This is a genomic window from bacterium (genome assembly GCA_040753085.1).
In the GTDB taxonomy this organism is placed as follows: Bacteria; UBA9089; JASEGY01; order JASEGY01; family JASEGY01; genus JASEGY01.
Map to the genome: position 1 here is coordinate 1 of JBFMHI010000038.1, position 21,398 is coordinate 21,398.

The window sequence follows — 21,398 nt, forward strand, 5'->3', positions numbered from 1 at the left end:
GAGTGAAGAAGAGCTGGAAGCACAGTTTAAAAGGCACGATTTTATCTACCTCCAAAAGAATTCCATCGAGTTTGCCTTAAAACAGGGCTTAAAACAAGGCATAGAACAAGGCATAGAACAAGGCATAAAACGAGGCATACAGCAAGGACTGGAAAAAGGCAAAAATGAAAAGGCAATAGAGATCGCGAAAACTCTCCTAAGTTTGGGAGATGACATTGAGAAAGTATCAAAAGCTACTGGTTTACCAATAGGCGAAGTTAAAAATCTTGCAAATAGAACTTAGCTCCGCCTTCCGGAACATTAGATTGAAAATTAATTAAACCCCGTAGGGGCGAAGGAGAAAATACAGTAGTATAGACCTAACTGCACAGGTCGAAAAAATCAGTGTTTCATCCGTGTAAATCTGTGGCTGAATAGTTACGATCTATGAAGATACGTAGCACCACTATGGAGGTGAGGAAAATGGATGTGAGGGTGATTACTATACCGGTAAAAGAGATAATGACGCCCAATCCTTTCACGATAGCTGAGGACAAAACAATAGCCGAAGCCGCGAAAAGTATGGAACAACGTAGGATAGGCTGTCTTTTAGTTGACCAACAGGGGGAGACGGTAGGGATCATCACTGAAACTGATATTACCCGCAAGGTAGTGGCCAAAGGGATCAACCCGAAAGAAACAAAGGTGGGAGAGGTGATGAGCCAGCCAGTCCGAAGTGTTAACCAGGATACACCTGTCAATGAGGTTTATCAGCCTATGGCGGCCTATGGGGTCCGTCATCTGATGGTAACTGATGAGAATAAGAAGGCGGTAGGTATAGTCTCCGTCCGGGATATTCTCTATCCCCGGATAGTATCTTCTCCATAAATCGGGGTTAAGATAGAATCTGACTACGTGTGTCCCCCAAAATATTGAGAAGATACAATATTAAGGGGGTAAAGGAGGGCTTTAAGATGCTTAGAATATTATCATTAGACCCTGTGGAGGGGATAATGACCCATAATCCGGTTATTATCCCTAAAGATAAGAATGTGGAAGAGGCAGCCGGGATAATGGCTAATCGGAAGATTAGGTGTGTCTTGATTGGAGAAAAGGGGCAAATAATTGGCATTCTAACAGAGACTGATATTATTCGAAAGGTAGTGGCTAAAGAACTCGAGCCAAGCCGGGTTAAGGTAGGGGAAGTGATGAGCAGTCCTCCTCTTTCTGTCAGTTCCAAGACCCCTATCGAGAAGGTTTATCAGACTATGTCCGATAAACATATTCGCCATTTAATGATTACTGATCAAGGCAAGGAAGTAGGTATTGTTTCAGCCAAGGACCTGGTCTGTTTAACCGCTGAGGAGATGGAGAAGTACTGGTATAATGAGAGGTTCTAACGAAAACCCTCGGCTAAAGCCGGGTAGAAGTTTCTCTTCAGTGGGAGAAGTACTGGTACGATGAGAGGTTCTAACGGCACATTATTCGTATCTTCTCAAGTAACTGCTCAAGACTAAGTTAAGCAGTTAGTTGGGAGACAAAGCAAAATTCCCTCTCCCTTGATGGGAGAGGGATAGGGTGAGGGTGAAATTGGCGGGCTTATTACTCTTGCTAAAAACCTTATATTAGGAAATATAGATGGGGTATTAGCAACAATAAGAGAGGGTTGTTTATTTCACCCTCCCCTAACCCCTCCCATCAAGGGAGGGGAAGCTTTTATGCCAACGCTGTCGTCGGTACAAAAGAAGATGAAACTTAACCCATAGCACTATAAATCTGTAATGAGCTTACTTTTTTAACTTAGTTTTGAGTAGTTACCTTCTCCATAAGGGCCTATTCCCAAACTTCCGCCAGGCGTCAGGGGCTTAGACATCAGGAGTCTGCCAGACTTCTGGTGTCTGGGGTTTGGGGCTAGCTCTTACAATTGACCAGCCGGTTTCAAAGTCAGCCTCGATGGTTACACGTGTCGGCCGGTATTTGGCAAACTTGACCAGATCGCATTGCTCCAGGAAATCTTTGACCTTATGACAGAAAGACTGGTCAAGTTCAGCCTGCCGCATCTCTTCATATAGTTCATTAGTCGTCCGATCCAGAACCGGAATCTCGAATTTGGCCTCAAGATAAGCCCTGATAGTCTCGGAGAGGATGATATAGTATTTCTTTAGCTTACCCTCAGCCAGCAGGTTGCTCCCATTAAGGTTTTTAAGTCTCTCGTAGGCTATCTCTTCCGGAGAGCGGAGGGGGGCAGACACCACCTCTCTAACCTTTCTTCGTTGATAAAAGAGATACCCACCAATGGCTCCCCCTATTACCAGAAGGATACTGGCCAGGACAAGATAAAAGAGCCGGGAATAAGGAATAGATAAAGGCGATTTTATGTCCCGGATGTCATCCTTATTGTCTATCGAAGGCTTCACCCCCTCAACTAATATCTTGATCGCCTTGGTCGAAACCGAATGTTTTATTTCTTCAGTCTCTTGATTAGGAGGCGGCTCAGACTTTAGACGCTGGGCTTTTGGGTAGGTATACTCAACAAGGAGAGGCGGGATTTCATATTCGCCGGTAGCAAAGATGGTGAAGGTATATTCATAGACAGTAACAACCTTCTTTGTCCACCAACTTTTCTTAGGTCCACTTACCTTATAGTCCTTAATCTCAAACCCGGCCAGATTAGCCGTGGCATCAGGGGGGACGAGATCTACTTCCGGATCAGCCTCAACCGTCACCTTATAGGTTATTCTATCCCCAATAAGTATGGTAGTCTGATCCACCTCAGCCGCAACTTTGACCGGCGGTTCATCTGATTCAACCCTGGCAGTAGTCCAGAGGAAATAGATTATAAGCACGTACATAGGTCATCAGATTTATCCCTAAGTAATCTTTCACTAATAGCTTATACTAAAAACTGCTGCGTGGCCACCATATTCTGGTGAGTTCATCAGCCATGCCATCAGGAATGTCGATATCTTGGTTCTAATCCTTACTCCAATATCTCTATAATTCTCCTCATCTCTTGAAAGATATCTTCTACCGAAGGCTCCTGGCAGGGGACATGCTATTCTCCAATCTCTTCATAAGGGACAACCATTTCTTTTTTTCAACCTCTAATCCTTCCCATACCATGTAGTCTCTTTCTATCTGATGAGAATGTTTATCAGGTATTTCATCCTTTTCCCACGCCTCTTTAAATTCAGAAAAAGACCTTCTATATTTGATTTCAAATTTGTAAATCTCCTCTTCACATTCACGCAGCCGCTGAAGTAAATTACCCTCTACTAAATTAGAAATCTTCTTCTCAGGCGTGTCACCTTCTATATTACCTCACGGGATAACTCCACTACCGGCATAATATCGCCTCCTCCAAGCAGTTTATCTGAATAAGATTATACCTTAGAATTCCTGACCTTGTCAACCAGTTTTTCTATCTAAATCTCCTGGCTCTGGTCTGAAAGAAATTGATCAAGGGCTTCACATAGGACTTCTCGGTGGAGATCTCGATCCAGTCAAGGGAGATGGACTGGAGGAGATTTTTTAGGGCTTGAGTTTTCTCGAGGTTAAGTGAAGAATAGGCGTCTCTTACGGCCTGGTAGGCGGTATTGATGAGAGTAATCTCGCCGGTTTCTGCATCTTCCAATTGAATTCTGCCCAGAGCGGGTAATTCTTTTTCCACAGGATCAACCAACCGGATGGCAATCAGATCGTGGTGTTTATTAGTCACCTTTAAGACATGGTCAAAGTCAGACCCCTTAAAATCAGAGATCAAAAAGACGACGGCCCGGCGTTTAATCACCTCGTTTAGATAATCGAGAGCGATTTTTATCTCAGTTCCTCTCCCCTCGGGTTTATGATAGAGTATCTCACGAATTAATCGCAAGATATGACTGGCGCCTTTTTTGGGGGGGATAAAAAGTTCTATCTGATCAGTAAAACTGATTAAGCCTACCCGGTCATTATTTTTGATCGCTGAGAAGGCCAACACAGACGAGATTTCAGCCGCAATTTCAGCCTTAAGTTTCTTCCGGGTGCCGAAATGCTGCGAACCACTTGAATCTACTATAAGCATAACCGTCAGCTCCCTTTCTTCAACAAACTTCTTAACAAAGGGCTGACCAAAGCGGGCGGTCACATTCCAGTCAATGGTTCTAATATCATCGCCGGGTTGATATTCCCTGACTTCTGAAAACTCCATTCCCCGGCCCTTAAAGACAGATTCATACTGTCCGCCGAAGATGTCATTAACCAGCCGGGAAGTGGTGATTTCAATGCGGTGAATTTGTCTTAAAATTTCCTTGGGGATCATAGCCCAACCTCCCCCGCCACCAAACAATCCTCGATGCTCGATCCTCCAGCATCCAGCATCGAGCATCTATAAGGAGGGGCGCTTATTTTATTACCTTATAATACATAGCCTCTCTGGGGGAAAGCTCTGCCTCTTTAATCCTCTCCTTGACCGCCTCAACATTTATCACCGGCCCTTTTGGAGCAGGCGGTCTCTGAAATTGGTATATGTTTTCTCCCAGGACCAAAAGGGTCAGAGAAAGCCCCCCCAAAAATAATAAAAGTGATATCCACCGCTTGCTTGTTTTCATTTGGTAACCGTTCACCTCACCACGAAGACACAGAGACACTGAGAAGAGTCCAAAGGACAAATCTCTTAATTCCGTCTTTCAAAACAGGCTTGATGCCTTTATATTCAAGAGGAAGAGGTCTTTGTCGCACTAGCCCTCACATCTTCCAGATTAAGTCTAAGTTCTTCTTTGCCACCCCAGGAGTTTATTTCTATTTTAAAGGCCAGGTCGCACCGATCTGATTTCCAGACCAGCGGGGCTAATTCTCCCATCTTCCAGCCAAGAGCGGTTATAATATCTCCTTTATCTTTCAGGCGAAGTCTAAGATGGGATTGATCAGACCCTATTTTCTCTGCTTCCAGATTTCTTAGCCCCAGACTGCTGAAAATAGGTTCAGGGTTGTCTGTTCCAAAGGGAGCAAGTTTGGCTAATTCTTCGACTAAATCAAAGGAGACATCGGATAGGTTGATCCGAGCCTCGATGGGCACTTCAGGAATCAGGTCATTCGGATTCAATCTTGCCCGGGCCAGATCCTTCATCTTTTCCTTAAAAGGTTCAATATTTTGAAAGGGCAGAGATAATCCGGCGGCCTTTTTATGTCCGCCATACTTGCTTAACAAATCTTTACATTGGGGCAATACTTCCGTCAAATCAAAGGCATCTATGCTTCTACCTGAACCTTTAGCTTCTTTCTCGGTAGTAAGCACCACCACCGGCCGGCTGAACTGATCTTTTAGCCGGTTGGCTACCAGACCGGTTAAGCTGCGGTCACAGGAAGGACTGGCAATAATAATTATATTCTCATCTACTTCACCGGTAATTTCCATGGCCACTTTTGATAAGGTTTCAGAAAGTTGTTCTTTTCTCTCCTCGTTTAATTGAACCAACCGGTCAACAATTTCAGAGGCTCTTCCCGCCCCTTTAGTGATCAAAAGCTCTACTCCCAATCCGGCTTCATTCCTCCGGCCGGCCGCATTCAGGAGGGGAGCGATCTTCCATCCCACATCAGCGGTCGTAGGCTGATTAAGATTCAGTCGGCGCATGAGGGTAATCAGTCCCATTTTTTTTGTCTCAGCCAATTTTTTAAGGCCTTCTTTGACCAGAATGCGGTTTTCGTCCAAGAGGGGGACAACATCGGCGATGGTGCCGAGGGCAACCAGGTCAAGATAGTTTTCCAGGTAGCCCCTCATTTGGGGAGAATCAGGGTTGATCTCTTCACGGTTTAAATCAAGGGAGGAAACCAGGGCCTGCCCAAATTTAAAGGCTACCCCTACGCCGGAAAGTCCCTGGAAAGGATAGGCACAATCTTTTCGTTTGGGATCAACTACTGCCCAGGCTTCCGGTAAAACAGCCGGCACTTCATGGTGATCGAGGATAACTACATCCAGGCCAAGTTCTGAGGCGGCCTTAATTTCTTCAAAATTACTTATCCCACAATCAACGGATATAATCAGGCTTATCCCGGCTGAGGCGGCCCTCTTTATAGTTTCAACTTCCAGGCCGTAGTCTTCACTGCCGGGCACGTAATATCTTACCTTGGCTTTCAACTGACGGAGTAGTCCGACCAGAAGGGCGGTGCCGGTCATGCCGTCCACGTCCTTATCTCCAAAGATGAGGATAGATTCTGAGCCGGTGACCGCTTCTCTAACCCGTCTGACTGCCTTTGACATATCCTTCAAATGGTAGGGATTGTAAAGCTCGTTCAAATCGGCATTCAAGAATCTCTCGGCCTCGTTAACCGTCCTTATACCCCGATTAAGCAAAACTTGAGCCAGGATGGGAGATATACCCAGGGCTTGACTCAAGTCAGTCTTTAGTCCAGAATCTGGTTCCAGAAATCGCCACCTTTTTCTCATTTTGAATTACAGATTTCGGATGACGGCGGTTGCCTCCCGTAATTCGAAATCAACTACCTCCGTAATATAATAACCCCCGGATTAATACTGATGAGACGAATTTGCCCGGATTTTTTACATCATTAGTGAAAATTTTGCGACCTGTGCGGTTATCAAATACATTGCAAACTTTTCCTTCGCCCCTACGGGGCTTAATTAATTTTCAATCTAATGTTCCGTAGGTTGAAACCTACGGCTAAATTCCTTTGGACCTTCGGTGCATATAGCAGTTTTTATTCAAAAGTGAACATCGAGTAAATGGATTTTAATACCTTTATCGGCAAATTAGACCTTAATGTAAAGTTGTAATCGTTCACTCAAGATTACACCCTCGCCACCACTTACATCCTCTCGGTAGAAAGCTGTCTTGTAATTGGTGTTGTCTCCATTTCTTCCAATAGCCTGCCAGCCAGAGGGATAGTTGCCATATATGTAATAGGCATTGTTGGATTGCTGAACAAAAAAATAAGCCCCCTGACCTTTTCTTAATTCATTAAACTCTTCAACTGATATATCCGCTCCTTCTAATATTCGCTTATTGGGGTATCTGCTTGACTCCTGGAAAATTTCTATAAGATGTTGCTAATGAAAGGGTTGATGCAGATAAGGAAATAATCTTTATAAAAATCAACAATTCTTTAAATTTCAATATGTTATGACTTAAATAGGGGAGTCAAGCAGATACCCTAATATTTCTTTTATTTTATTGTAAAATGCCTTTACTTCAGAAGCATTATCTTCTACTTCTCTTTTGGTAAGCCATCCTTCGTAAAAATTTGTGTGCAACATACCTGCCAAACTAAACTGTTTCCTCAAAATAGGCTCTTTTTCTTCTTCGGAAAGTTTATCTGCCGACTCAAATAGCCAGGCATGACCGTTATGCTGTATGCCTTTGGCAGTTGCCCAGGCCTTTAGTATTTGTGTTGCTCCTCCCCAATATTTCTCTCCTGCTTGACGCAAATCACCCGCTGCAAGCTCCTTTTCGCCTTGCTGTAAATATCTCTCTGCCTGAGCTATGTATCGGCTTACCTTATTGTCCTTTGTCGCCTTCATCTCTTTTTCTCCTTTTCTATCAATTTCTTTATTTTGGCAATGAATGCCTTGGTTTGTTCTGCATGCTCCTCTACTTGCTCCTTTGTAAGCCATCCTTCATAAAAATTAATATGTAGCATACTTGCTATACTAAACTGATTCATCAGCCTTTTATCGCCAATATCTACACAGAGTTTGCTTCCACCCTGGAATAACTTGGCATGGCCATCATGTTCCTAACCCTTTAATTCACAATATGCTTTAATAGCCTGAGTAGCTGCACCCCAGAATTTTTCACCGCCCTGCCTTAAATCCTCTCTGGCAAGTTCTTCTTTGCCTTGATCTAAATAGACATCTATTTGTTTCAAGTAATTTTCTAACTCTTTTTTCATTTTATAACCTTCTTTTTTATTATTTCTTTTATTTTATCACAAAATGCCTTTATGTCTGGTACTGCTTCTTCTATCTCTCCTTTTGTAAGCCAACCTTCGTAAAAATTTGGTAAGTGTTCAGCCACAAAGACACTAAGACACAAAGATTCATTATGGTTTTACTCCATACAAATACCTGTTATGGTTTTCTGCTAAATCCTCTGGCCCTTCAAAAAGACCTTCTCTTAATCTAAGCATAAACCTTTTTGCCTGGGAAAATCCTTGATTATGTTGAAGCCAATCTAAGATGATAGCTGAGGTAACCTCTGGCACAGGCTTTTTTTCACCTTCAGCCATCTTCCTTAAAACCCCAAATTCCTTTTTAGGGCATCGTTTCAAATCGCTACTTGAGAAGGGAGAGATCGGTTTACACTTTTTGTTCTCCAACCGGAACACAAAAAAGTCCCAAACTGGCTTTCAGAGCGGGAAAAGGCTGTTTATGTTTGCTGCACACGTTGCCTAAAATTGCTAAAAGTGTAAAGCTGCTATTTCAGCATTTTGAAACGATGCCCTTTTTAGGAATTGAAACCTCAAAAGCTACTCTTTCCATTCTTTATCACCTCCAAAACTTTTCTTTTTCTTTTAGACATCCTATATTTTAATTGGGCAAATTTCCTTTATAAACTGCCTCAGGAGACAAATTCTAGTATAGCCTTCTCTAAATACATATAACAAGTCATTCATACTACCATATCCGCTTGATAACAATAATAAAAGGTTAAATCCTCTTGGATTTCTCATCCAATCGCTCGCAAGAGCAGCATAAATGACGAAACTTCAGTTCAGAGAACGCTATAGTAATTACTGTTCCGCCATCCGCAATCGGCAATCCGCAATCCGTAATCGGATATTTTCCCAATGGGTTCCCATCCAGTAGATACGGTGACAGTCAGGACAGGTCATAAACTCATCGTAGGTTTTATAGACCAGAGGTGGAACCTGTTCGATCACATCCTCTTTGGGGATCTCTTTAAGTAAGATATTGCACTCCGGACATCGCGAGAACAGCCCCTCTTCCATTTTTAGGCCAAAACGGCGGACAACCTGGGATAGTTGTTCTTCTACCCGTTCACTTTTAATCAAGAGGGTGGGGACCAGCCACCGCCTGGAGAGGCGTGTATCTCTGGTCAGAACGATCCGGTCCTCCTCAGCGGCCAGCTCCAGCAGATCCCGGTCATCGCCCTGCCTGAAATACAGGGTATCATAGCCCAGGATTCTGAGCCACTTGGCCAGTTTGCCCAGCATGGAATCAACTAAGAATCGCATGTTACCCTGACCTTTTCTCCCCACTCAATCCCTAAAGCTGCGCTGGCATCTCCGCCGTTAACCGAAATCTCCAGATGATCGCTTGATCCCCAGAGGGCCAGCCATTGCCCCGCCTCAACCTGAGAATAAAACTCCTTGATGCCTGAAAGCCTCTGTCCTTTGATCTCGATAACTACCTCCTTTGACTCCAGGTCTTTCCGCTCGATGTTAGTAATCAGGTTTCCGAAATGGTCGATATAGATGACCTCCCCCAGAAGGGCATCTTTTCTTACGGTTGGCCTCAGGGAAGGCAGCCTGGTCAACTCCTTGATCTCTACTCCAAATTCCTTCAGGGGAACCCCTTTGCTCAGGTGGGCGGCCACCGGCGCAAAGATGTCTCTCCCATGAAAGACCTGACTGGGAGACGGCAGCCAGTAACTTTGATTAGTTAGGTGGATAATCCTATCTGGGTCGTGAACCAGGCCCAGGACACCGTTATCCGGAGCCACAAAGAAATATTTAGCCGTCTTCAGGATGATGCCTTTTCTTTCTCCCCCTACCCCGGGATCAACCACCACCAGGAAGATAGTGCCGGCAGGGAAATAGGTATAAGCGCATTTAAGGATATAGGCGGCCGCTCTCACATCTTGAGGGGGCGACTCATGGCTGATATCAATTAGTTGGGCGTTGGGATTGATGGAAGAAATGACCCCTTTCATCGCCCCGACATAATAGTCCTTTAGCCCAAAATCAGTCAAAAGGGCGATAATATTCATTCAAACAGCCTATTAATTTCCTCATCAGATAGCCCCAGTTGTTTAAAGACTATCAGACAATAGTCGCCTGGAAGGTCACTTTTAGCCTCTAAAATAGGGGCCTTCTTTACTCGTCCTTTAACCTCTCGCCGGCAAATGGCATGATCTCCCCGGCCTTCTCTCTCAAAGACAGCCCCCGCCTTCTCGACTAATCTCATCAACTTATGGCTAGACATAGAAGGGATTTTTCTCCTTTTAGCCATAGGTAAGCACCTTTAATCTTGGAAGTTCTTCAACCTCATCTTTTTCATCCTCTTCCCCGAGGAATTCATGAAGAAGATCCAAAGGTACAGGCCTTTCCAGAGGCATCCCCTCTTCATAAGAATCCAGATAAGAATAGATGGCATCTCTGACACTTTCTATGGCTTCTTCTTTAGTCTGGCCGCATCCGGCCACCATTAATTCTAAACAGAGAGATACATAGTAAGCTTGTGACTTTTTCAGGACTATGGTGTATTCTTTTATCGAGGCGTTTACCACTTCTTTAGGAGAAAGTTTCCCCTTCACTCCAGTATCCATTTCCAATCAACCCCCTTCCTTCATTCCCACCTCTAATCCTAACCTCTTCCGGAAACTACTCCGCCCTTATTGGAAACGTCGTTACCCTCTGTCTTCCTCCCTAAAGAGGCTAACCCGGTTTCGCCCTTCTTGTTTGGCCTGATATAAGGCCTTATCAGCTCTATCAAAGAGTTCCTTTTTAGAGGGGGCGGGGAAACTGGCCACGCCTAAACTGGCGCTCAAGGAAATTGGTCTATCATTAATGGTATAAGGATGGGCCGCAATGGCCGCTCTAATCCTTTCGGCCACTTGAGCGGCATCCTCGGCCGTTGTTTCCGGTAGAATGACCCCAAATTCATCTCCCCCAAAGCGGGCTAAATAATCCACCTCTCTTACCTGCCGGCTGATGATATCAGAGATGGTTTTAATCAAGCGATTTCCTTCCTCATGCCCATAACGATCGTTTATCTCTTTTAAGTAATCAAAGTCTAACATAAGGAGGGAAAGGGCGCGGTTGAATTTTTTGGCCCGTTCAAATTCGGTCTCGAACAGTCGATCAAAATAGCGATAATTGTAAACTCCGGTCAGTTCATCCCTTTCTGCTTGCTTCTGGGTCTCGATAAATAGCCTGGCCCTTTCAATGGCTACCGCGGTTTGACTGGCGATAATGGCTATTAATCTTCGGTCCAGGGCCGTATACCGATCTTCCTGGTAATGTTCCACATTTAAAAGGCCGGTTACTTTTTCTTTTTCTTTTATGGGAGTAGCAATAAAGGACTTGGTTTCTTCTCGAGTCTCTGACCCCAAAACTTCGTATTTACTTTCTTCAATCGAAAAATTAATCTTCCTGTTCTCATTGGGGTTAAATTTTTGCCAGACGTGATTAAGCCGTTCCTTTATTCGATTTCGGCAACTTATATCTATGGGACAGGTTTCCTTTATCTTGCCGATAAGCCGGCCTTCGTATTCCAGGATATAGGCCCCAGCGTGATAGTCAAAATAAGGCTGCATTTTTTCCATCACTATTTCTAAAATCCCGGCCGGGTCTTTCATGGGGACAATCGCTTTGATCGTCTCGTAGAGAAGCTTAAGCTCCCTGGCCTCGGCCCTCACCCGGCTCAATTCCTCTTTCTCCTGCTGAAGTCTGTCCAGGCTTTCGGCATGGATCTGTCTGGTTTCCTCATCCGGAGCTTCTTCGTATTGTTTTTGCGTCTCAGTAATTTCATCCTCCAGGGCAAAGAGCCTGGAGGCACGTTTGGCCTCTTCTTCCCAGGTTTTTATTTCCTCTGCTTGTTCCTTGAGTTTAATCTCTTTCTGGTCCAACTCCTCGCCCAGTTGAGCCTTCTCTTCAGTAAATTTGACCCGGTCCATATCAATTTGTCTGGCCAACTGATGCATCTCTTTAATCTTTTCTTCAAGCTTTTGCCGCTCCTCCTGGATCTTCCTCTGATATTCAGCGATTTCTTCGGTCATCTGCTCCCTCAATAACTCTGTTTCAGTTCTTACCCTTTGTAATTCTTCCGTCTCTTCGGCATATTTAGCTCGCCAGACCACCGCCTCTTGCTCCATTTTAGCTTTTTCGGCCTGAACCCGGGCTTTCAATGCCGTCATTTCTTCCTCAAGCCAGGCCAATTGAGAGGCCTTCTCGTCAGCCCTCTGTTTCTCTTTGTCAGCTACCGACGATAGTCTTTCCATCTCAGCCTTTAACCTGGACAGCTCTTCAGCCTGAGCCGCCGCCCGGTCTCGCTCAGCCTGAGCCGCGGCTTTGGTCTCTTCCAATTCCCGGGATTTTTTAATGGCTTCCACCTCTTTCTCTTCTTTAGCCCGGTGATAGGCCATCATCCCTTCTACGGCGGCCCCGATGTAACCGGTCACTTTAGTCAAGGAATTGATATCATTTTCATTAAAGGGACGCCGAGTAACCTCATTGTTTATATTCAAGGCGCCGATGACTTTATCACCTATTTTAAGAGGGGATATCATCAAGGATTTGGTATAGTACTTCGTAGCGCTCTTCTTGCCCTCAAAACGGGGGTCTTTCTCAATGTCCTTCACCAGAAGGGGCTCGCCTGACTCAATCACTCTCCCTACAATCCCTTGGCCGCGTTTTAATTTGGTGCGTTTAATAATTTCATCATCCAGCCCCACCGCGGCTTTAATGACAATATCTCCTGTTTCTTCTTCAGCCGCCATCAGGGAACAGATCCTGGAATTCATGGCCCGGGAAGCTAAATCGACTACCAGGGCATAAAATTGCTCCGGTTCCAGATCAATGAGCAGATCCCTATTGAGCTTGAAGATATCATAAAACTGCTTGGTGGTATCAATTTCGACATTATGGTTAGTCAGCCTTTCTCCAGCTATAAGAAGGTCTATGGATGACTGAGCCAGGAGGCCAACCAATTCCGCCTCTTTTTTCAACTTAGCCAGAGAAGCCGTCTGAGCGCCCTCAATGGCCGCTAAAAATTCCTCTTCCTTAAGCTCTAACTCCCTGGCCGTCTTTTGATAGACTTCCCTCTCCTGTTCTGATTCAATTATCTGACAGCAGCCAATAACCCCCACTACCTCCTTGTCAACCATAATGGGACTATTAAAAGTAAAGAAACCGGCCAGACATGGACCGATCACCACTTTTCTTTCTTCCTTGATCCTTTGCAAGGCGGCCAGAAAGGTCTCTTCACATTGTTTGCTTCCCTTCTCCTTTTCTTTGATCATCTTACAGTAAGGATGATCTTCCTTTTCCCAGTAGATAAGGTCTCCCCTTTCATCACCTAACCAACAGTAAGCCGAACCCAGATTATGAAGGAGTATCTCCCGGATGGTTCTCTTCCACATGGTGCTATCAACCAGGTTTTTTAGGTGTCTTTTTATCTCGGGATTATTAGACATGCGCTTTCCTCCCCTTATTCTATCAAATTCATCACCAGACCGGTAAGGAGCTTGGGGTAAAAATAGGTGGACTTCTGGGGCATTCGTTCTCCTTGCCTGGCTACTTCCATAACTTCCTCTACTCGAATGGGGTTAAGAAAGAAAACCAGGCCCTTAGTCTCCCTGGCCCATTGACTTGCCTCAACCGGATCAGCCGAGTATTCAATCTTGAACCCGCCTTCTTCTATCAGATCGGGGTCGATAAATGGCCACAGGATATGGTCAATAAGTAAATAATGCAGGATGGTTACGTCCAATTCCCGAAAGACCTTTGATTTATCCTTGGGAATTATCCCTTCCAGGGACTCCATGGATTCCCTTAGAGTAAGGGAAAGATATTCATTGTTCCCAAGATTCAAGCCAAAGAGATGGAGGCCTCTCTTCATACCGGACCCCATTTGGCGAAACATTTCTTCTCTTTGGCCCAAGGATTTGATTTCAAAGAATTGACTGATTCTTTTTTTGAGTCCGGCTTGATCGAGATTGCCTGCCCCTGGAATAATTCGGTGAGTAGGTAGGATGGCCATTCCTTCATCATAGGCGTTGGATAGATAAATCATCCTGTAATTACAACCTTCCTGACCTGACCAGGAAACGGCCTTATTTTGCTGGAGTTGACGGAAATTAAGGGCGGTCTCATAGCGGTGATGACCGTCGGCAATGGTGAGCCGCTGATCTTTCATTATCCGGCTGACTGTTTTGATGACCGCCTGGTCGGTTATGGCCCACAGTCGATGTCTGATTTCATCCTCGGTCACTAAATCGTAAAGGCGGTGAGTTGATTGGCTATCCCTGATGGCCTTAGTTATGCTATTATCTGGGTCTTGATATAAGGCAAATACCTGGCTGGTGTTAGCGCCGGTAGCCTGCATAAGTTTAAGGCGATCAGCCTTTGGCCCCTCAAAGGTTCGTTCATGAAAGTCTGCCTTCTCCAGTTTAACCAGGCAGATAAGTCCCCATCTGGTTTTTTTGGCCCCATTTAACGTATATTCCTGTTCGTAAAGATAAATGGCCGGTTCTTCATCCCTTATTAATATGCCGACGGCCATCCATTCCTTGAGGGTATCTGCAGCCCGGGTGTATTTATTATGGCGCTCGTTATCCCCGGGATAATCCTTTCCAAGAATAACGCGAATAATATTGTAAGAAGAGGCTTGATAGTATTTCTCCTGGGCTTCCTCTGAAATACAGTCATAAGGGGGAGTAGTTACTCTGCTCAGATCATTGCCTCTCTTGTCCGGATTGTAACGTATCCCCCGGAAGGGTTTGATTTCCGGCATTAGAATATTCTCCTCTGCTTTTTAGATTTTTATCCCGTGGTTATCTTTCAGGTATTTTTTCATCCTATTAAGGAAGTTTTCTGCCTCCTTAATGTCTTTCTTAGCGTCTTCATCTTCGAAAAAGGTGAATATATCGTAGTCACCATTCTCACGCTCGTCTTTTATCTTATTCAACATTTTCCCAAAGTGTTTGTCTAATTTACCAGTCTTTACTATATGGAGACCGAACATAGACTTAAGGGCGCTATGACTGTTTACAGTAATCCCCTCAGTTAAAAGAACAGCCGCAGCAGCATGAAACATAGAGTAGTATGCCCTTGAGATGGCATCATCAAAAAAGCCTTCCTTAGCTAAAGATTTGGCTGCCGCCAACTTTTCCGCGGCCTTATTCATTTGGCCGGCAATCATATCTCTTATTGTTTGGTCCATAATAACTTGCCTGTCTTAGTTACCTCCATAATGAAAGGTATTCTCATTAACAGTTTTTTCTCAAAATCCTCTTCAGAATATATCTTCAGTGAGATGTCTACCCCATAATCCAGGAGAAAATCTGTGACCTGATCATATATTTGGTCTATTATCCGGCGATCTCTTTCTCTCAGGACCAGGAGCAAATCATAGTCCGAATAAGGGGCCGCTATTCCCTTGGCCCTGGATCCAAACAAGATAATCTTCAGAATATCAGACCCAAAATCGCTAATCAATCTTTCGGTAAAATTATCTAGAATTTTATCTTCCATTTGGCGATTCATCTTTCTCTTGATCGTAACCGTTCACCTCACCACGGAGACACAGAGACACTAATCATTCTCCGTGTCTCTGTGTCTCTGTGGTGAACGATTACTCTTGATCTTCCTCATACCTGTAAATCATATTAGCGGCGTAATCGGTGCTCCACAAAGGCTCACCGGTTTTGGAGGCCAGGCCGTAGGGAGATTGGCCTGAATAAGGGAACCTGGCCGCCACCTGGCCGGTAGTCGAATCAATCTTATAAAGCCTCTCACTTTCGGCCTCAAGATTCCAGAGGTAATCACCATCCCAAACCAGGCCGGTGGGATATGGACCCGGTGAAGGGAAAGAGGTAATAATGGCGCCATCCTGGGCCGAGATGCGATAGATTCTATCCCTTTGGGCATCAGCCACCCAGAGGCAGACTCCATCCCAGGCCAGACCGGTAGGCAGAGAGCCAGGATACACACCAGGGGCAGGAAAAGATAACAGAATAGAGCCATCTTCTGGATTCAGCTTATAAATGACCGGGCCCACTAATGTTCTGGGATTCAGATCAATATTCCAGAGATAATGTCCGTCAAAGACCAGACCCTCTGGATAGCCCCCAGGCGAAGGAAAGGAGGTGAGCACTGATCCCTCTTCTGGATCAAGCTTGTAAATTCTTGGCCCCCTTTCATCGGTTGGTTTTAAATCCACTACCCAGAGATATGTCCCATCCCAGGCAATCCCTTCCGGTAGTATCTCTGGGCTGGGGAAATATAGTTTCGAGTTCGGGGCACTCGCTGGCAGGTCGTCGAGTTTCGAGTTACTTTCTTCAGATAGTATCTGGGATGAGAAGGCATCCTCTGCCCTTGTTTCTCCATCTACCGGAAAGATAAGAAATATCATGGCCAGACAGAACCAACTTTTCATGTTCGCTTCACCCCATTGTGGTGACTGTCTTCTTACCGATCACCTGATCACCGAACCAGCCTTGATCATCGTTTCGGCCCCTCGTAACTTAATCGCGAATCGCGGATTGCGAATTAAATAATGATGGTTAGGCAGAAAGTCAAGATTTCACCCCAGAGGACACAGAGAGCACAGAGGAGTATTGAGGTAACTATAGTCCAATCAGTCTATTATAGAAAACCACATTCCTGCCTCTTAGGTGATTTTTCTGTTCTTTAAAACTTTTTGCCGCATCATCAATAATAGATTCGCGATTCGGGATGGTTCACCTTACTGTGAAAGCTTGCGGCTAAATTAGAAACCCGTTTTTCCGAAAAAACGGGTTTCTGATCTCATGTAACCCGAGTAGATTGCCCCGAATTATTGAGGAAGATACAAAGGACCCGCAAGGTTTCACAAGAAAAATGGACGATTTGAACCGTCCCCACGATTCACAATTCGAGATTAACGATTCAATAAATGGCCGAAACGATGACCTTTGCCTCCCAGCTTACTGGCTCTTTCCCTTCATAAAGGCGGAAAGGATGTCTATGGGCACCGGGAAGATAGTGACTGAATTATTTTCTGTGGCTACTTCCCGGAGGGTCTGAAGGAATCTAAGCTGGACAGCCACTGGATTCTTGGCTATCTCATCCGCGGCCTGACGGAGTTTTTCGGCGGCCTGAAATTCACCCTCGGCATTGATGATCTTGGCCCTCCTTTCCCTTTCAGCTTCTGCTTGCTTGGCCATAGCCCGTTTCATCTCCTGAGGCAATTCTACATCCTTGACCTCCACCGTGCTTACCTTCACACCCCATGGATCGGTCTGATCGTCAATGATCTTTTGAAGTTTAAGGTTGACCTTTTCCCTCTCAGCCAGAAGGTCATCCAATTCAGCCTGCCCCAGGACACTTCGCAGGGTAGTCTGAGCAATCTGGGAGGTGGCCATAAAGTAGTTATTCACCTTGGTTACGGCATGGGAGGGATTCATCACCTGAAAATAGACCACTGCATTGATCCTGGCCGGGACATTGTCACGGGTGATCACCTCCTGGGTGGGCACATCCAAGGTAACCACCCTCAAATCCATCTTGATCATTTTATCGATGACGGGAATGATGAAGAAAAGCCCTGGCCCCTTGGCTCCCAGCAGCCTTCCCAGTCGAAAGATAACCCCCCGTTCGTACTCCTTGACCACCTTGATCGCCGAAGTAAGGATCAAGATGACCATAATAATAAGCCCTATCACCAATGAACTCATAACCTTAGTCCTCCTTTCTTAATTTTGAGCCTTCAGCCTTCAGCCTTCAGCCTTCAGCCTTCAGCCTAAACACCTAAGTAGTTACGATAAATGATGATGCGGCAAAAAGCCTTAAAGAACAGAAAAATCACCTAAGAGGCAGGAAGGTGGCTTTCTATAATAGACTGATTGGACTATAGTTACCTCAATGCTCCTCTCTGCTCTCTGTGTCCTCTGTGGTGAAATCTTGACTTTCTGCCTAACCATCATAAATGAAAAAAAATCCGCCATCCCAGGTACCCACCAAGTGGGTGCGCCATCTATTTACACCCGGGCGACTCTCAACCTCGATCCTACCACCTCAAGCACCTTAACTTCAGTGCCCTTAGCTATATCTTCATCCGCCATTCCGGTCCAATAGGCCCCTGCCACGTAGAGCATGCCTTTTCCCTGAGTAAAGTCCTCTTTGGTATAACCAACCGCGCCAATTAATCCTTCTTCTCCTGTGGTTACCGGCTTCTGATGGATTTGGAGCACCTTAGCTACGGCAAAAAGGATAAACAGACTGGTTGAGGCCACCATCCCGATTACGAGACTGCGGCTGATGGCAAAAAAGGGAGCGGCTACGGTATCAATGAGCATAAAGGACCCCAAGGTGAGGGCGGTTATTCCACCTAAGGCCAGGATGCCGTAACTGGTAATCTTGATCTCCAGAAGCAGGAGGATGATGCCTAAGATGATGAGCAGAAGCCCGGCCAGATTTATCGGCATGGCCTGGAGGGCAAAGAAGGCCAGGATGAGACAGATTCCACCGGTTACCGCCCCCAAGCCAATGCCCGGCGAGGCAAATTCATAGATCAAGCCGTAAATGCCAAGGATAAGAAGGACATAAGCAATATTGGGATTGGCAATAGCGTGAAGGAATTTATCCCTGAAATTCATGCCCGAAAAAGTCACCTTAGCCCCTTTGGTGTGCAGGGCCACCGTATCTGGATCGAGATAGACCTTGGTTCCCTCCAGCTTTTCGATCAACTCCTCACGATCAGCGGCCACCAGGTTAATCACCCCTTTTTCCAGGGCCTCCACCTCAGTAACCGAGACACTTTCAGAGACAGCTAATTTGGCCCACTCCAGATTTCTTCCCCGCCGGCGGGAGATGCTTTCCATGGTGCTCAGGGCATCATTGAGTATCTTTTTTTCCATCTCTTCATCTTTCATCTCCTGGCCCATCTGGACGGGATGGGCCGCCCCGATATTGGTGCTGGGAGCCATAGCCGCCACATGGCCGGCCAGGGTGATAAAGGTTCCGGCTGAAGCCGCTTTTGCCCCACGGGGAGAGACGTGGGTCACTATCGGCACCCGGGCGTTCAATATCCCTTTAATAATATCGTGCATGGAATCCATCAAGCCGCCCGGGGTATCGATCTCGATAATGAGACAGACCGCCTTATCCTCTTCTGCCTGCTTGATATTTCTGGTAATATAATTGGCCACAATGGGATCAATCACCCCCTCGACTCGAATGACCCTGACCGTTTCGGATTTCGCACCCACTTCGTGGGTACCCGGGATTTCGGATTTCGGATTTTGGATGGCGGATGGCGGATTATCCCCATGGTGAACCTTAGAGGGAGGATCAGGATAGACAGGAGCCGCCCCACCAGATACCATCATTAATCCCAGCCCGATAAGAAAGATAATTAGTTTCGCCCTCATTTGGTGGGTACGCAACGTTTCGAGTTTGGGGTTCATCAGTATTTCATCTCCTTCAGGAGGCCCGCCTGGTATCTTCTCCATATTTCGGGAAATACCTCGACGCAAACAAAGCCGCCAGGTAACCGTTCAGGTATGCACGAATTAGCACGGATAAATAACACAGGACAGAAGGCGGAAATGTAGGGACAGGGCTTGTCCCTGTCCATGTCCGTTCCGTAGACGGACAACCACAAGGGTTGTCCCTACAGCCTAAGGACAGACCCTAATTACGGACACGTCTCACGGATTTTCCGTGTTTCATCTGTGTACATCTGTGGCTGAACGGTTACACCGCCAGAAAAATTAGGTCAAAACTCCACAAATTCTTTCGGATAATGGGTCATATCTAACTCCTCATCCTCAAGATTTAGTCTAATCCCCCATTCTTGCATGGTTAAAGCCCCAATCAAAATCTCGATTCTCTTTCCGTCCTCATCTGTTCCAATGTCTTCAAGGACTCTCGCATGGGTTAATATGTCATATCCTTCGATAATACCTTCTAATCTACAATCACTTAAAACATCATGTATCATCCCGCCTAAATTAACATGTTGAGGTTTCCTCAATTTAAACACGGGCAAATCCTTAGCCACATCTCTAATAATATATGTATTTCTTGCTCCACTATCAAACAATGTCCAATGATTTCTGCCTTCCACCTTAATATTTTTTCTAATTCGTCCCATACTATTTAGCCTCCTCTTCTTCTTTCTTCCCTCTTTTCTCTCATTATCAGCCATCGGTCTGTCCTCACCATAGCCTTTAACTCTTAATAATTCTCCTGGCAAATTCTAATATGGTTCTTATAGCCTCTTTGGGATTATCACTTAAATTACTCTCTACAACATTCTTCTGAGTCCCATTATGGAAGTGTCTTGGATAGGTCTGGAGCTTTTTAGCTTCTCTATCGGGAAGATTGTTATACCGATATATCGCCCCATCAACATTTTTTCTTTCCCAGTGATAAGCATATACTCCCCTTTTCTTAACCGAGAACCAAATATCAATAAAACTCTCATCTTTTAGTAGAATCCGTAACTTCCCCTCAATAACCTTTGTGCCTTCTACAATATCTGCAAAGTCGTTTAGGGCAATCTGTGTAAGCTGCGAATATAACTTGTCTCTGGAAATCATTTTTATAGAGCTTCCCGTAACAACTTAATCACTTTCTCTTTCTCTAACTCGAGATACTCAAGCTTGCTCAGATCATCAAAGCACTCTGATTCTGTTTTTTCACCAGCCTCAAGTTTTCTCCATAGCTCATCAAAAGAATTTACCCCATATCGGCTTGACAGCCTTTTTATTTCAATAGATAGATTTTTTAATTCAATTTCAAGAAAATGCTTGATTCCCTCTTCAATCACCTGTTTTTTAGAAATTTTTAGCTCTTTTTCAACCATTTGTATTAAACTTGGCATTTAATTTGCCTCCTCGTATAAAAAAGAACGCTCGGATAAAACCTGTTCCTGACAGGTTCAGGAATCATTATGAAAGCCCGAAGGGCTACAGTATTTTAGCCGTAGATTTCAATCTACGGAATAATAATATTCCCTCAGGTCAAGCCCCGACGGGGCGCAGGAAAAAATTACCCTTACCTGAGGATCAATGAACGCTCTGGAATAAATTTGAGCGTTCATTTTATTAGTTTTTAACCGTTCAGCCACCAAGGCACAAAGACACAACGGCTTTGTGGCTAAGTAGTTACCCTCTTGCCAAGACGCAAGGCCGCCAAGGAAAATAAGATGATCAAGGCCTTCGGGAATGTTTCTCCAGGGATTCCTTTTTATTCTCGTAATGTCGAGCAATAAACACCGCCGCAAAGCCAATAATACTCATTACTACTCCAAAAGACATTATAATATAGAGGAAATCTTCCCAACTAACCATTTTTGACACCTCCTCTTATGAATATACTCAACACTGCTCCGGCCATAATAAAATAAGGCATTGTCCCAAATCCCCTAAAAAAGGGCTGAAAAACTGGTAACAGTTTGGAGAACATTATGCCTCGCCTCAATCACGTTATTATCTCCACAACTATGGGGGGTAAAAGTCTTTTCCTTGTCTCCA

25 protein-coding genes and 1 pseudogene are annotated in these 21,398 nt (G+C 45.0%); 3 read left to right on the forward strand and 23 right to left on the reverse strand.

Going from position 1 to position 21,398, the window contains the following annotated elements; all coding sequences use genetic code 11:
• From AB1797_06070 to AB1797_06080, 3 genes are all read left to right on the forward strand, one after another.
• The coding region (locus AB1797_06070; GenBank protein MEW5767180.1) for an ATPase at nucleotides 1-283 on the forward strand (283 nt) is incomplete at its 5' end.
• A 143-nt stretch (nucleotides 284-426) separates the two neighbouring features.
• Complete coding sequence (locus AB1797_06075; GenBank protein MEW5767181.1) at nucleotides 427-867, forward strand: CBS domain-containing protein; 441 nt, start codon at nucleotides 427-429, stop codon at nucleotides 865-867.
• Nucleotides 868-953: 86 nt separating this feature from the next.
• Nucleotides 954-1,379, forward strand: a complete 426-nt coding sequence (locus AB1797_06080; protein ID MEW5767182.1) for a CBS domain-containing protein — start codon at nucleotides 954-956, stop codon at nucleotides 1,377-1,379.
• 465 nt (nucleotides 1,380-1,844) lie between these two features.
• On the opposite strand, the gene AB1797_06085 is transcribed toward AB1797_06080, so the two are convergent.
• The 23 genes and pseudogenes from AB1797_06085 to AB1797_06195 all read right to left on the reverse strand — a co-directional run bounded on the left by AB1797_06085 (nucleotide 1,845) and on the right by AB1797_06195 (nucleotide 21,215).
• On the reverse strand, nucleotides 1,845-2,831 hold the full coding sequence (locus AB1797_06085) for a BatD family protein (protein MEW5767183.1): 987 nt from the start codon (nucleotides 2,829-2,831) through the stop codon (nucleotides 1,845-1,847).
• A 569-nt stretch (nucleotides 2,832-3,400) separates the two neighbouring features.
• Nucleotides 3,401-4,345, reverse strand: a complete 945-nt coding sequence (locus tag AB1797_06090) for a DUF58 domain-containing protein (protein ID MEW5767184.1) — start codon at nucleotides 4,343-4,345, stop codon at nucleotides 3,401-3,403.
• Between the two features lie 16 nt (nucleotides 4,346-4,361).
• Entirely contained in the window at nucleotides 4,362-4,568 is a 207-nt protein-coding gene (locus AB1797_06095) for a hypothetical protein (protein ID MEW5767185.1), read from the reverse strand.
• A gap of 104 nt (nucleotides 4,569-4,672) precedes the next feature.
• Complete coding sequence (recJ, locus tag AB1797_06100; GenBank protein MEW5767186.1) at nucleotides 4,673-6,403, reverse strand: single-stranded-DNA-specific exonuclease RecJ; 1,731 nt, start codon at nucleotides 6,401-6,403, stop codon at nucleotides 4,673-4,675.
• Nucleotides 6,404-7,102: 699 nt separating this feature from the next.
• On the reverse strand, nucleotides 7,103-7,588 hold the full coding sequence (locus AB1797_06105) for a PaREP1 family protein (protein MEW5767187.1): 486 nt from the start codon (nucleotides 7,586-7,588) through the stop codon (nucleotides 7,103-7,105).
• Nucleotides 7,492-7,866: pseudogene (locus AB1797_06110) on the reverse strand (PaREP1 family protein). Before AB1797_06110 ends, AB1797_06105 begins: the two are co-directional and overlap by 97 nt.
• Nucleotides 7,863-7,991, reverse strand: a complete 129-nt coding sequence (locus AB1797_06115; GenBank protein MEW5767188.1) for a hypothetical protein — start codon at nucleotides 7,989-7,991, stop codon at nucleotides 7,863-7,865. Before AB1797_06115 ends, AB1797_06110 begins: the two are co-directional and overlap by 4 nt.
• A gap of 25 nt (nucleotides 7,992-8,016) precedes the next feature.
• Nucleotides 8,017-8,244, reverse strand: a complete 228-nt coding sequence (locus AB1797_06120; protein ID MEW5767189.1) for a hypothetical protein — start codon at nucleotides 8,242-8,244, stop codon at nucleotides 8,017-8,019.
• A gap of 462 nt (nucleotides 8,245-8,706) precedes the next feature.
• The gene (locus AB1797_06125; GenBank protein MEW5767190.1) at nucleotides 8,707-9,171 is read right to left on the reverse strand and encodes a Mut7-C RNAse domain-containing protein; all 465 of its coding nucleotides are present in this window, start codon (nucleotides 9,169-9,171) and stop codon (nucleotides 8,707-8,709) included.
• Nucleotides 9,159-9,926 carry an SAM-dependent chlorinase/fluorinase gene (locus AB1797_06130; GenBank protein ID MEW5767191.1) on the reverse strand — a complete coding sequence of 256 codons (768 nt, stop codon included), beginning with the start codon at nucleotides 9,924-9,926 and terminating at the stop codon, nucleotides 9,159-9,161. The genes AB1797_06125 and AB1797_06130 overlap by 13 nt, the downstream gene beginning before the upstream one ends.
• A complete protein-coding gene (locus AB1797_06135; protein MEW5767192.1) occupies nucleotides 9,923-10,141 on the reverse strand; it encodes a type II toxin-antitoxin system HicA family toxin in 219 nt (72 codons plus the stop codon). Before AB1797_06135 ends, AB1797_06130 begins: the two co-directional genes overlap by 4 nt.
• Nucleotides 10,142-10,160: 19 nt before the next feature.
• Entirely contained in the window at nucleotides 10,161-10,484 is a 324-nt protein-coding gene (locus AB1797_06140; GenBank protein MEW5767193.1) for a type II toxin-antitoxin system HicB family antitoxin, read from the reverse strand.
• Nucleotides 10,485-10,565: 81 nt separating this feature from the next.
• Entirely contained in the window at nucleotides 10,566-13,352 is a 2,787-nt protein-coding gene (locus tag AB1797_06145) for a diguanylate cyclase (GenBank protein MEW5767194.1), read from the reverse strand.
• 14 nt (nucleotides 13,353-13,366) lie between these two features.
• The gene (locus AB1797_06150) at nucleotides 13,367-14,671 is read right to left on the reverse strand and encodes a DUF1015 domain-containing protein (GenBank protein ID MEW5767195.1); all 1,305 of its coding nucleotides are present in this window, start codon (nucleotides 14,669-14,671) and stop codon (nucleotides 13,367-13,369) included.
• A 21-nt stretch (nucleotides 14,672-14,692) separates the two neighbouring features.
• Complete coding sequence (locus tag AB1797_06155; protein MEW5767196.1) at nucleotides 14,693-15,100, reverse strand: HEPN domain-containing protein; 408 nt, start codon at nucleotides 15,098-15,100, stop codon at nucleotides 14,693-14,695.
• Nucleotides 15,085-15,411, reverse strand: coding sequence for a nucleotidyltransferase domain-containing protein (locus AB1797_06160; protein ID MEW5767197.1), 327 nt, complete (start codon nucleotides 15,409-15,411; stop codon nucleotides 15,085-15,087). The genes AB1797_06155 and AB1797_06160 overlap by 16 nt, the downstream gene beginning before the upstream one ends.
• 100 nt (nucleotides 15,412-15,511) lie before the next feature.
• Nucleotides 15,512-16,315, reverse strand: coding sequence for a YncE family protein (locus AB1797_06165; protein ID MEW5767198.1), 804 nt, complete (start codon nucleotides 16,313-16,315; stop codon nucleotides 15,512-15,514).
• A gap of 529 nt (nucleotides 16,316-16,844) precedes the next feature.
• Complete coding sequence (locus AB1797_06170; protein MEW5767199.1) at nucleotides 16,845-17,594, reverse strand: slipin family protein; 750 nt, start codon at nucleotides 17,592-17,594, stop codon at nucleotides 16,845-16,847.
• A gap of 303 nt (nucleotides 17,595-17,897) precedes the next feature.
• Nucleotides 17,898-19,370, reverse strand: coding sequence for a nodulation protein NfeD (locus AB1797_06175; GenBank protein ID MEW5767200.1), 1,473 nt, complete (start codon nucleotides 19,368-19,370; stop codon nucleotides 17,898-17,900).
• A 266-nt stretch (nucleotides 19,371-19,636) separates the two neighbouring features.
• Nucleotides 19,637-20,068, reverse strand: a complete 432-nt coding sequence (locus AB1797_06180; protein MEW5767201.1) for a hypothetical protein — start codon at nucleotides 20,066-20,068, stop codon at nucleotides 19,637-19,639.
• Nucleotides 20,069-20,090: 22 nt separating this feature from the next.
• Nucleotides 20,091-20,462: a DUF6516 family protein gene (locus AB1797_06185; protein MEW5767202.1), complete on the reverse strand. Its 372-nt coding sequence runs from the start codon at nucleotides 20,460-20,462 to the stop codon at nucleotides 20,091-20,093.
• 2 nt (nucleotides 20,463-20,464) lie between these two features.
• The gene (locus AB1797_06190) at nucleotides 20,465-20,746 is read right to left on the reverse strand and encodes a hypothetical protein (protein ID MEW5767203.1); all 282 of its coding nucleotides are present in this window, start codon (nucleotides 20,744-20,746) and stop codon (nucleotides 20,465-20,467) included.
• Nucleotides 20,747-21,074: 328 nt separating this feature from the next.
• Nucleotides 21,075-21,215: a hypothetical protein gene (locus AB1797_06195; protein ID MEW5767204.1), complete on the reverse strand. Its 141-nt coding sequence runs from the start codon at nucleotides 21,213-21,215 to the stop codon at nucleotides 21,075-21,077.
• Nucleotides 21,216-21,398: the final 183 nt, after the last annotated feature.

Coding starts and splice junctions, on each gene's coding strand:
- AB1797_06075 (MEW5767181.1), top strand. CDS start 427: ATGAAGATACGTAGCACCACTATGGAGGTGAGGAAAATGGATGTGAGG.
- AB1797_06080 (MEW5767182.1), top strand. CDS start 954: ATGCTTAGAATATTATCATTAGACCCTGTGGAGGGGATAATGACCCAT.
- AB1797_06085 (MEW5767183.1), bottom strand. CDS start 2,831: ATGTACGTGCTTATAATCTATTTCCTCTGGACTACTGCCAGGGTTGAA.
- AB1797_06090 (MEW5767184.1), bottom strand. CDS start 4,345: ATGCTCGATGCTGGATGCTGGAGGATCGAGCATCGAGGATTGTTTGGT.
- AB1797_06095 (MEW5767185.1), bottom strand. CDS start 4,568: ATGAAAACAAGCAAGCGGTGGATATCACTTTTATTATTTTTGGGGGGG.
- recJ (MEW5767186.1), bottom strand. CDS start 6,403: ATGAGAAAAAGGTGGCGATTTCTGGAACCAGATTCTGGACTAAAGACT.
- AB1797_06105 (MEW5767187.1), bottom strand. CDS start 7,588: ATGGCTTACAAAGGAGCAAGTAGAGGAGCATGCAGAACAAACCAAGGC.
- AB1797_06125 (MEW5767190.1), bottom strand. CDS start 9,171: ATGCGATTCTTAGTTGATTCCATGCTGGGCAAACTGGCCAAGTGGCTC.
- AB1797_06130 (MEW5767191.1), bottom strand. CDS start 9,926: ATGAATATTATCGCCCTTTTGACTGATTTTGGGCTAAAGGACTATTAT.
- AB1797_06135 (MEW5767192.1), bottom strand. CDS start 10,141: ATGTCTAGCCATAAGTTGATGAGATTAGTCGAGAAGGCGGGGGCTGTC.
- AB1797_06140 (MEW5767193.1), bottom strand. CDS start 10,484: ATGGATACTGGAGTGAAGGGGAAACTTTCTCCTAAAGAAGTGGTAAAC.
- AB1797_06145 (MEW5767194.1), bottom strand. CDS start 13,352: ATGTCTAATAATCCCGAGATAAAAAGACACCTAAAAAACCTGGTTGAT.
- AB1797_06150 (MEW5767195.1), bottom strand. CDS start 14,671: ATGCCGGAAATCAAACCCTTCCGGGGGATACGTTACAATCCGGACAAG.
- AB1797_06155 (MEW5767196.1), bottom strand. CDS start 15,100: ATGGACCAAACAATAAGAGATATGATTGCCGGCCAAATGAATAAGGCC.
- AB1797_06160 (MEW5767197.1), bottom strand. CDS start 15,411: ATGGAAGATAAAATTCTAGATAATTTTACCGAAAGATTGATTAGCGAT.
- AB1797_06165 (MEW5767198.1), bottom strand. CDS start 16,315: ATGAAAAGTTGGTTCTGTCTGGCCATGATATTTCTTATCTTTCCGGTA.
- AB1797_06170 (MEW5767199.1), bottom strand. CDS start 17,594: ATGAGTTCATTGGTGATAGGGCTTATTATTATGGTCATCTTGATCCTT.
- AB1797_06175 (MEW5767200.1), bottom strand. CDS start 19,370: ATGGAGAAGATACCAGGCGGGCCTCCTGAAGGAGATGAAATACTGATG.
- AB1797_06180 (MEW5767201.1), bottom strand. CDS start 20,068: ATGGCTGATAATGAGAGAAAAGAGGGAAGAAAGAAGAAGAGGAGGCTA.
- AB1797_06185 (MEW5767202.1), bottom strand. CDS start 20,462: ATGATTTCCAGAGACAAGTTATATTCGCAGCTTACACAGATTGCCCTA.
- AB1797_06190 (MEW5767203.1), bottom strand. CDS start 20,746: ATGCCAAGTTTAATACAAATGGTTGAAAAAGAGCTAAAAATTTCTAAA.
- AB1797_06195 (MEW5767204.1), bottom strand. CDS start 21,215: ATGGTTAGTTGGGAAGATTTCCTCTATATTATAATGTCTTTTGGAGTA.